This is a genomic window from Pararhizobium antarcticum, from assembly GCF_001885585.1.
GTDB classification, from domain to species: domain Bacteria; phylum Pseudomonadota; class Alphaproteobacteria; order Rhizobiales; family Rhizobiaceae; genus Pararhizobium; species Pararhizobium antarcticum.
In genome coordinates this window covers 82,905-92,858 of sequence record NZ_LSRP01000072.1, presented here as the reverse complement: position 1 = coordinate 92,858, position 9,954 = coordinate 82,905, and the positions used below count along the sequence as shown (strand labels likewise).

General features: G+C 50.2%; 9 protein-coding genes. 4 read left to right on the top strand and 5 right to left on the bottom strand.

What is annotated here, in order from left to right; genetic code table 11:
- Positions 1–627: 627 nt before the first annotated feature.
- Complete coding sequence (locus AX760_RS06970) at positions 628–1,191, bottom strand: recombinase family protein (RefSeq protein ID WP_071832264.1); 564 nt, start codon at positions 1,189–1,191, stop codon at positions 628–630.
- A gap of 308 nt (positions 1,192–1,499) precedes the next feature.
- Between AX760_RS06970 and AX760_RS06965 the strand changes: the two genes are divergently transcribed.
- Positions 1,500–1,955, top strand: coding sequence for an NUDIX hydrolase (locus AX760_RS06965; protein WP_071832263.1), 456 nt, complete (start codon positions 1,500–1,502; stop codon positions 1,953–1,955).
- 513 nt (positions 1,956–2,468) lie between these two features.
- Here the strand turns inward: AX760_RS06965 and AX760_RS06960 are convergent.
- Positions 2,469–2,708 (bottom strand): hypothetical protein, encoded by a 240-nt coding sequence (locus AX760_RS06960; RefSeq protein ID WP_139276471.1) that lies wholly within the window; start codon positions 2,706–2,708, stop codon positions 2,469–2,471.
- 141 nt (positions 2,709–2,849) lie between these two features.
- Here AX760_RS06960 and AX760_RS06955 point away from each other — a divergent pair, with 141 nt between their 5' ends.
- Positions 2,850–3,128: a hypothetical protein gene (locus AX760_RS06955; RefSeq protein ID WP_139276223.1), complete on the top strand. Its 279-nt coding sequence runs from the start codon at positions 2,850–2,852 to the stop codon at positions 3,126–3,128.
- 242 nt (positions 3,129–3,370) lie between these two features.
- On the opposite strand, the gene AX760_RS06950 is transcribed toward AX760_RS06955, so the two are convergent.
- Positions 3,371–4,069, bottom strand: a complete 699-nt coding sequence (locus AX760_RS06950; protein WP_071832260.1) for an HNH endonuclease — start codon at positions 4,067–4,069, stop codon at positions 3,371–3,373.
- A gap of 217 nt (positions 4,070–4,286) precedes the next feature.
- Here AX760_RS06950 and AX760_RS06945 point away from each other — a divergent pair, with 217 nt between their 5' ends.
- Positions 4,287–4,913: a recombinase family protein gene (locus tag AX760_RS06945; protein ID WP_071832259.1), complete on the top strand. Its 627-nt coding sequence runs from the start codon at positions 4,287–4,289 to the stop codon at positions 4,911–4,913.
- A gap of 375 nt (positions 4,914–5,288) precedes the next feature.
- Entirely contained in the window at positions 5,289–6,095 is an 807-nt protein-coding gene (locus AX760_RS26670) for a hypothetical protein (protein ID WP_139276221.1), read from the top strand.
- Positions 6,096–6,382: 287 nt separating this feature from the next.
- On the opposite strand, the gene AX760_RS26440 is transcribed toward AX760_RS26670, so the two are convergent.
- Positions 6,383–7,687, bottom strand: a complete 1,305-nt coding sequence (locus AX760_RS26440; protein ID WP_175552028.1) for a calcium-binding protein — start codon at positions 7,685–7,687, stop codon at positions 6,383–6,385.
- Positions 7,688–7,976: 289 nt separating this feature from the next.
- Positions 7,977–9,911 carry a site-specific integrase gene (locus AX760_RS06920; RefSeq protein WP_139276220.1) on the bottom strand — a complete coding sequence of 645 codons (1,935 nt, stop codon included), beginning with the start codon at positions 9,909–9,911 and terminating at the stop codon, positions 7,977–7,979.
- Positions 9,912–9,954 lie beyond the last annotated feature (43 nt).

Genomic DNA, 9,954 nt, shown 5'->3' with positions numbered 1-9,954 from the left:
TCGATCGTCCACATCGCAGCTTCCTTTCGTGATTCGAAAGCACAAAAGGAATCACAACCGCGCACAACCCGCAAACCGAAGTCCGCTAACCGATTCCGCCGATTCTCAAAGTCTCCGGACGGACACTGAGCACGTCAACATTTCGGAACTTTCTAAGTTTCAATCCGCAGAGGTTGAGAGATATCAACTGGCAATCGATGGGACAGGCAATTTGTTGACCGGGCAAAAGCGGCGGCTTCGCCGATCATAGCTGTAATGGCTTAACTGGCTGGAAACGCTTGAAACTCCTTACGAGACTATTCAACAAATTAACCAAATTGCGGGCAAAATTTACACAAAATCACGGTCCGACTTACAGAAGGCGGTCTCTGCGAGGAATATCAGATAGTTCCAGAGAGGTGCCGGTGCGCAGGCCCCGAGTATTGTGCGTGACTGGCGACCTCGAAGGGATTTTTGTTTAACTCGGAAGAGCTTCTTGCTACCGCCAGCCCACACTCGTAGGAAATCCGGTCATTGACCGAACAGCTGGAAAACGAAGTGGGAGCTACGTCAAGGCTTTGATAGCAGAGGTTCTATTTACTTCGTCCCGAACATCAAAATGAAGACCAATATCGACCCCAGATCGTCTTATGATGCCGCCCCCAGCGCCCGATAAACGGTCGCTTTACTCAATCCGGTGCTCTGCATAATTTCACGGATCATTAGCCCCTGACGACGCATGCTGCGGATGCTGGTGGTTACGTCTTCAGTTGCCTTGGCTTTCCGACCGAACTTTTTGCCATCCGCCCTCGCCTTCGCAATACCGTCCATCTGCCGCTCGGCTCGGAGACCAGTTTCAAATTGAGCGATTGCAGAGAGGATGCCGAACATAAGCATGCCGTTATTTGTGGTCGTATCGATTTCGGCTTGATCGAGGCATTTGAAGCCGACGCCCTTTTCCTTCAGTTCATGGATGATGCGATGAAGATCATTTGTCGATCGAGCCAAACGGTCCACGCGGGAAACGTGAAAAACGTCCCCTTTGCGGGCGAAACGCAAAGCCTCCTTCAACACTGGTCGGTCGCTGTCCAAGCCAGATCGTTTTTCTTCGTAGATGTGATCAGGCTCGACACCGGCAGCGATCATCTTTTCTCGCTGAACCTCAAGGGACTGTCCAACAGACGAAACCCGGATGTAGGCAATAAGCGCCATGTCTCAAAACTCCTAGAGTTTCCAAGGCTCTCTTTTGAACCATAAAAAGAGACACGTCAATCGACATGCTTGAGACGGTCGCGCTGTGTATACTTTTTGAGACGGTGGCCCGATTAACGCGGCCCCGCATACGGTAAATCCGGCTGCACCCTAATGGTGCGACCACGCCCACCAGATCGAGAACCCGCTAACAACAACACTGCACGCACTGTCTGCTGGATTCATTGAAATCCTTAAACCATGCGCCATTTGCCCACGGTACAAGCTGCCGTACAATACAGCATATCAACAGATCGATTTGGCAACGGATGAACTACCTTTCAAAACTCGTTTCCAAAACACTGGATTTGATGAATGGTCGTGCCGTGGATCAGTGTGGAGCAATATGCTATCGTACCGATCGAGACGGTACTTTGCTTGTTCTGCTGATCTCTAGTCGCGGCACCGGAAGATGGGTGATACCCAAGGGCACCGTCGAATCCGGCGAGAAGTCTCACAAAGCCGCAGAGCGAGAAGCCCGCGAAGAAGCTGGCGTCAAAGGCAAAGCCGAGAAGCATCCCTGCGGTTATTTCACGTACGTAAAAGATGACACGAAACCGCCATTCATCGTTTCCGTACATCTCTTGAGGGTTGAGTCATTGTCTCAAGATTTTCCGGAAAAGGGTCAGCGGGAACACCTATGGATAACACCCCAAGAGGCATCGAAACTGGTCACTGAACCAGAATTGCAGGGACTATTCCGACACGCCAATAAGCGACCATAATGGGCTTGATCTCTTTAAACCTACACCCCAACACACCCTGAACATAAGGGTCATGCTCGATATTACCCGCGCAATCAAGGTAAGAAGCAATACGACCAAAATATCAACAACAATTCATTCTGAAATATTCCTAGCAATCAAACGCCAACAGCGCCCAACTTAGCAATTTATTTATCCGTCGCAATTCAAATCCACCACACACCAAAAGCATAATACTTCAGTTTACTCTTAACATATTTCAAAGGCTATACCTTATTATAGCACGCACAGAAAATACGTCAACACATAATATTGATCCAATCACAAATACTACGAAATAACCCGTCCGGGCGATTTATTATAATTAAAATATATTGGAATTTGAAAGAACATGAAGATAATCAAAATATATATCAATTATTTGTCTATTATATTCATACAGCTTCTTCTATTCCAACATGTATATAAAGAATTCTAGATAAATCGTGATAGCCCGGAAACCGCTTCATAACTACGTAGAACGCAACGGCGCTTTCAGCGGCGGGGTATGTTCTGGCTGAGCGACCTCACCAAGCTAAGCGTATTGTCACCGAGTAGCTCAATTACCTTCTCCGACTGAAGCCAGAAGATCGCGCTAAGGATTTCATCTTCGGTCAATTTCTCTTCGGCTTCGACAATCAACGGGATGCCAATCACATACAAGCCGATTGGCTTTTCAGGCGTGGCGTCGATCTTGCGGAGAACGTCAAGGACGGCTTCAGTGGCTTTGGTCATGAGCGGTTGCATTGCAACAGAATTTGACCGGATTGTGATCAGTAGCGCGGCAATGGTCAAACCGACGGCTTTGAATTAGAGACACCGGAAATAATTCGCCGCAATCAACAATCGCAGCCGTGAGTCAGCTAGGTAGTTCAGATGTTCACTTTATCAGATGGAATGTTTTGGTTGATCGTCATTGGAGCTTTCATGCTCGGTGGAGGTCTCATGAACCGGGTAAGTCGCGAAGCAGAGATAAAGTGGAAGGATGAAACCGAAGATTTGCGAAAGCGATTGGCTCAGGTTTATGACGATTTGGCGGTAAGCAGGCGCGAAACGGAATTGGAAAAGAAAAGCTATGCTTCGCTGATGGAACTCGTTCATGAGATGAGCGACAGATTGGGCGATGACGAGTCAATCTCTGAAGACCGCGAATGACGTGCGACTGAATAGCGCCAAAAGGGCAAAGTTCTTCTCGGGACCACGTATTCCGCCCCGGCGCTGTGGCTCGCCAGAACCCCCATTAAATCGTTTCGGAACCGTAATAGTTCAACATTGAACAATTACGCAATATTAGGTCAGTATTGCTGACCTAATATTGCGTCGGCGTCGATGATCGGAATTCCTGCCTCACCTTTTCATATATCAAGCGCAACGAACGACGAAGATCGATAAACTTGTTAAAACGCCGTCCCTAAACCACTTCGCGCGTTCAGCTTTAAAAATTCCCGTGCCTCGCCAACAGTCACCCATTGCCGTCGCACACTTGCCAACCGATGTATTAATCGATGGCAGCAAGCGCAAAGCAATGCCAAGTCCTCCACGCGCGTCTTGCGTTCTCCAGCGGAAAGCGGTTCAACCGCATGGTGAGCCTCGAATATGGCGTCGCGAATTTTGGCGTCCAAGCCATGACCGGTCGATCCGCAGATATCGCAGAACAAACCACTCTTTTTGCGGGCGGCAAATAGACGATTTCGCATGCCGGGTGCCCGCTCGCGAACGAAGTGTAATTTCAGCTTGGCTTTCCCTTCAGCCAGTCCAATATCTTCTTCCGTAGGCGGAATGGTCGCCGTCCGAACTTTTTCCCAACCCATGACAATCTTGGTCCCCCAACCGGGTTGGGCAGGCACTGACCCGGTTTGGACTACGTGAGCTTTCCAAGCTTTGTCGCGCAGAAAATTGAATAGGATATTGCTTGGAGAGTAGAAGTTGCCGCTTCCCTTTCCACCCGGTCCATATTGCGCGACGAACTCACTCCAGATTTCCGGGGCTTCGCTCTCGACGAGGTCGCGCAAAGTCTGTGTTGTAAAAGTCGAAGGCAGCTTCGGCTCAAGCCGGTCTGTCCAAATTGTATCCAGAAGCGCGAATAAGCCTGCCATTTGATTCTCCGTTGCGAAATTCAATCGACCAAACGGAATTCCATGCGTCCAGCTTATTTTGCGCATGAAGGAACAGTGGCAGCGCGACCTCCCGTTACAGCGGTTCATTTTAACTGTGACGGAAACGCACCGGCTGATCAGGACAGAAATGAAATCATTTGACTATCCATAGTGAACCGGAAATAATGAACCATCCTAATTGAACCGATGGTGATTTATGGACTGCCGATTATATCTCCGGGCATCGACCAACGAACAAGATGCCAACCGCGCTCGCCAGCAGCTGGAAGATTTTGCAAGAGAACATAATCTCAAAATTGTCGCTCGATACGTGGAGAACGAATCCGGAGCGAAGCTTCAGCGCCCTGAACTATTCCGTTTGCTAAATGATGCCAATGCCGCCGATGTTCTGCTGGTCGAACAGGTGGACCGACTTTCCCGCCTAAGTGCTTCTGATTGGCAGACGCTGCGCGATGAGATCAGCAAACGCCAAGTCCGGGTCGTTGCCCTCGATCTACCGACGTCTTGGCGTTTAGCCGAAACTACGGACGAATTTACCGACCGCATGTTTTCAGCAGTCAATGGCATGATGCTCGACATGCTGGCTGCGGTGGCACGAAAGGACTACGACGACCGGCGACGCCGCGTTACGCAGGGGCAAGCAAAAGCCAAGGCGGAAGGTCGATATCGCGGTAGGGCTGAAGACACAGACCGGAACGACTTAATCGGGTCGATGCTCGTTGCAGGACTATCGTGGACCCAAATACAAAAAGGTACTCAAGCTTCTCGGGCGACAATCGCGAAGGTCGCAAAGCGTCAAAAGGATGGCCTCCTCAATGCGTAGGTATCGTTTTGAGCTAAAGCGACTATGTATCTAAAATATGGGATTCGATAACCTGATAAATCAGCATAAAGTATTCAAAACATCATTATTATATAATATATTTGCTTGACTATATTTTACAGATAACTTATTATAGGCGATTGAGAACGCCACGGTGAACTCAAAACTCCTCAAAATCTATATACTGTAGCTGAACGCATTCAGCGAGCCTATGTGGAGCCCCGTGCTTTCCCGGCTGGTATTGAGGAGCAACCCTCTCGAACCGATCAGAGATCGATCAAGAGATTCCCAAACCAACAGACATTTTCCATGTGCTTCTCTTTCGAGACAGCGCACTTGGAATCTAATGTCAGAAAGAGAAATTCATAAAATCAAATGATTACAACAGCAAAGAATCAGAACGAACTCACTCAATGGGCGTTCAATATCATTAAAAGAAAGGCTAAGTTCGATCTAGACAAGAAATATACATTCACCTCAAACGTAATGGTTAATCAATATATTGAAGATTGCTCTTATGCGATGACAGTTAGCCTGAAACCATCATCTCCTATACATGTCCATGTTGCTCAAAGTAAGCTGCATAGGAGCTTCAATGAATATAGCCTTAACGTGCTCGGTTCTCAGTGCATGGATATCGGTAAGGTCAACTCTCGAAACCGGCAATTTATGCCATTTTGCTTTCTGGCTTTTGACATTGAAGGCACTCGTCATAACGGCTTCGATGTGATGACCACAGCGCCCCACGGACATGGCGTGATCATGTTCGATACGCATACGGTTTTCAATTTTCGGAAGGCGAATGCTCGGTCCCGCTGCGAAGATGGTTCCTACAAAATCATCAACCCTACCCGCGATATCGCAAAAATCGAGCTGATCCCGTTTTGCTCAATCGGGGGCGTGAAGAAATACATTCACTACTCGCTAAAGTACGCAGCCAAACTTAAAGACAACCAGATCAACTTCCGTCCGTATGACTTCTATCCTCCGACATCGGTCAATTATCCATTCTGGAAATATCTGGCTGGCACGGCTCTGCATTCGTACGAATTGGAACCAGTAGGAGATGAGGAACGCGATGCGCTCGAATGGCTTTGGAACTTGGATAACCCGGATAGTGGTGTCAGTCGCGATCTCGGACATGGAGGAAGCGCAGAGACGGTTGGGCATCAAGCCATTTAAGATTACCGCTGAACCGCCGCGTGCTTGCTTTGAGGTGAGCACGTCGGCGAGGAGGCAAATGGACGGCGAGCGGGTCGTTTGGGAAATCGCCTTAAGTCTTGACGTGTCCGGCGACCCGATTGAATGGACCATCATTTGGGAAGAAAGTGAATATTAGCGATCTTGCGTCCAAAAAAAATGGTATTCCGAATTACGGTCACTCGAAAATTGAAAAGCCTAGCTGACCAGCCGCTACAAGCGCGTAAGAAGCAATGTGGGGAGAAAGCACGGCCCGTCCCCACATTCCATTATATGATGAAAAAGTCTGTGGCAGAGATTGCTAGCCCGGCAGCAATTGAAGCAAAGTGAATAGCCTTTCCGGCACCGCTACCGTCCGCGTCATAGAAGACCTTTCCAGTGTCGGTTTCGTAAACGATCCGATCAAACTTGTCGGTTGCAATGCCACTCTTGTTTGCGACGAACTGCGAAGCGGTTAAAGCACCAACTGTCGGAAGGGATTTGAATACAGAATTTTCAAGCTGTATCGTGTCATCCTTCACATTGAAGTCAGTAATCTGGTCAACATTCGATGTCCCAAGAGTAGTCGAAAATACAAACGTATCTTTTCCGCTTCCGCCGGTCAGAATGTCACTGTCAGCGCCGCCGTTGAGTCTATCATTTCCAGCATCACCCTTCAGCGTATCTTTGCCGACAGAGCCAGAAAGATAGTCATCCCCTGTCCCGCCGGTCAGCTTATTGGCAAGCGCGTTCCCATACAGTTTGTCGTTGAACCGCGTGCCCGTCAGATTTTCGATCGAGTTGAAGGTGTCGCCGCTAGCTTCGCCCGTGTTTGCAGAAACCTTTGCGAGATTCAGTGTAACGCCCGCCGTTGCGAGGACGTAGCTCGCCGTATCGGTACCCGTCCCACCAATCAGTGTGTCAGCCCCGAGACCACCGATCAGCGTATCGTTTCCACCCTTGCCGTCGAGCACATTGGCACCAGCATTTCCCTTAATGGTTTGGGAAACCGCGCTTCCGGTCAGATTGATCGCTTTGGCACTGGAGGCGCCTGTTGTTTCAAGTAGTTCAATCCGCGCATCGCTGGTCAATGCAAACGAGGCACTGGCTCGTACCGTATCGATAGGGTCGGACTGATTGTCGAATTCGGGTGTCCATGTATCGACTACGATATCTTTGCCGGAATTGACGATGAATGTGTCACCGCCACTCCCACCATACATAACGTCCGCGCCAGTGCCGCCGTCGAGATAGTTTCCGCCGCCTCCAGCGATTAGGGTGTCACTACCCGCACCACCATAGAGTTTGCTGTCGGTGTCGCTCCAGAAGACAGAAAGCGTGTCATCTCCATCCTCACCGTATAGGCGATTGATGCGGGTACCACCTTTGATGATATCGTTCCCGGTCCCACCCCAAATGAAATTGTCAGCGTGAAATCCGCCCTCTAGGGTATCGGTCCCTCCGTATCCGTAGATTGAGTTTGTCACTCCGAAGACGTCGCTGGCACCAATAAGCTTGTTGGCTTTTTCATTGCCTTTTATTACCGGCATTTCGTCTCCCTGCCCTGCGACCTTAGGGCGTTCAAAATAAATCACGCAGAGCTTCTCAGCTACGTGCAAAAGCGCGCTATTGCAAGCTGGAGGGGCTGCCCACGTTGTGTCATCATCGGTGTCCGCTATGCGGTTTTGGGTCTAGTGAATAATACGAACAGCCGAAGAATGATTGCGCCGTTTACCCAAACCGTGAAGACCATCGCCATCCCCAATCCGGTTACGATGCCGTCGAAGAGCTGCGAAAACTAATACCAATTATTCTGGAAAGGTAGAAAAGTCTAATATAGAGGTCAGTCTAAATCCCAACGACGGTTAAGAACCAGCCTCCCGCTTAATCTCTACCCGTTGCGCCGATGCCTCTTCCGCCGTGTTCAGGCTCAGACGGGTGGATGTGGGATAGGTTCAAACCGTCATATCGGATCGCCTTGATGCCATCATAGAGCGCTGGCAGTTTGTAGCCATCTCCATACACACCGCGCATCCCTTTCTGAATATGTCCCTGCAATTGATCCATGATCGCACTATCCACGCCGCTATCGCGACAAGCCTGCTCGAACGAATGTCGCAACGAATGCCATACCTTCTTCGGTCCTTTGACATCCGCGCTCACCAAAAGTTTGCTGAACAGCTTCGACGCATAACGATGGCGTTGTGCCGCTGATCCGATCGCAATGTCAGGAAACAACCGTGCGTCTTTCTCGACGGTCTGAACAAAATCAAGAAAGCCGAGCCTTACAAGCTCTGGATGAACCGGGACTCGGCGAACTGATGCTTCATTCTTCACGCTTTTCCCCGCTTCTGCCCCGGGACCGTCGTTGATATCGATGAACCAAATACCATCCTCACAATCAACGTCACGACGTAGAAGCTGCACGGCTTCCATAAGCCTCGCACCCGAATACAAAGCCATTAGGGGCACCCAAAAGCGTCCCGTATCGCTCATCCGGACATTACCAGCCTTCAACCAAGCACCCACGCTTTCGACGCCAGTGAATACCGGACTTTCGAAAAGCCTCTGAAGCTCTTCAACCGAAAATGCTTCTCTTCTTCCTCTTTTGCTGCCGCTGCTCGATGGCGTCGGAATCATCGGCTGCACGATGTTCAGAAGGGTGTGGTCGTACTCCGCCCTCGCCCACCCAAACACGATGTTTGCGGCTGTCATCACCTGCCGAACGCTTTCCGCCGACAGGCCCGGTATTTTCCTTTCCCTCGCCTTTTCCGCTATCTGATGTTTGGATAGACCTTTAAATTCCTTCTTCCCATGCGATTGTGGAGGCAGAGCAAACAGGGTTGCTTTCAGGTAACGAATGTCGTCTTGCGTGTAGTGGCTCAACGATTTATCGCCGCATATGTCGAGGAACTGTCTTATCTGATTATGCCGCGCTGCATCCGTTTTCGCGCTCCAATTCTTCTCTTTTCCAACCGTCATGAAACACTCCTCGGAAATGACGGACATCAGAGGGAGGCCGCTCAATGGGCGAGGCGAATGCTCTGCGGCATCGACAAGCACAGCCGCCGCTACGCGCCTATCAGTACGCGCCAAGGGTGAAGGGTGACGCATGAGCTCGGGCTCGTCCTGCCACGCTGCCAGCGCCTTCAATTCGGCTTCTATCATCGCTCGGACCAGCGCAGCACGTTGCGTCATGTCAATCTTTGGAACTCGCTCGTCCACCGCCGCCGTCCAGCGACGAAAATCGCCCGCTGCTCTGGCACTTGTCACAGCAGCTATCCGCACCTCGATGTGCAGTCGGTGCTCCTCCCGTAGAACTGACAAGGTGTCCTGTTCGCAGTCGTCCAAGGAATGAATTGGAGCCTGACAGCAGGCAGCTAGATTGAGATTATCGAGGAAAGCTCGCGGATTTTGCGCCGCGTGCTCGAATGCTGCCGTGCGGCGAACGAACTCTTCCGCGTCTATAGACTTCGCAAAGTCAGCAGCATGGCGCTTAACATCAATGCGAACAGGTTGTTCAGTCGCGCAGCACGGGATAGCTCGATCGAAAGCTGCCAATTCTCCGGCATGTTCCGTTCGGAAGCGGGCAAACGCATCGTTCACCTCAACGATGACCGCCGACAACCGCCGAACCGCGTCCCAATAGTCGCGAGTCCGCAGCGATCTTTGCTCGATCTCTTTTCCGTACAGATGGCGAATATCCGCCGGAACTTTTGCCCGGTGATAATAGTATCCATTCGGATGGAGATGCAGGCGATATTGATTTGACATGTTTCGACCGGTCAATTTTGACACCGGTGTGAAAATCGGTGTCAAAAGTTTCGCTACGAGCCGAAATCATTGAAATCAAAGGGAAAAA

Bases quoted from the DNA above. Each gene is read 5' to 3' on its own strand.
- AX760_RS06970 (WP_071832264.1), bottom strand. From the start codon at position 1,191: ATGGCGCTTATTGCCTACATCCGGGTTTCGTCTGTTGGACAGTCCCTT.
- AX760_RS06965 (WP_071832263.1), top strand. From the start codon at position 1,500: ATGAACTACCTTTCAAAACTCGTTTCCAAAACACTGGATTTGATGAAT.
- AX760_RS06960 (WP_139276471.1), bottom strand. From the start codon at position 2,708: ATGACCAAAGCCACTGAAGCCGTCCTTGACGTTCTCCGCAAGATCGAC.
- AX760_RS06955 (WP_139276223.1), top strand. From the start codon at position 2,850: ATGTTCACTTTATCAGATGGAATGTTTTGGTTGATCGTCATTGGAGCT.
- AX760_RS06950 (WP_071832260.1), bottom strand. From the start codon at position 4,069: ATGGCAGGCTTATTCGCGCTTCTGGATACAATTTGGACAGACCGGCTT.
- AX760_RS06945 (WP_071832259.1), top strand. From the start codon at position 4,287: ATGGACTGCCGATTATATCTCCGGGCATCGACCAACGAACAAGATGCC.
- AX760_RS26670 (WP_139276221.1), top strand. From the start codon at position 5,289: ATGATTACAACAGCAAAGAATCAGAACGAACTCACTCAATGGGCGTTC.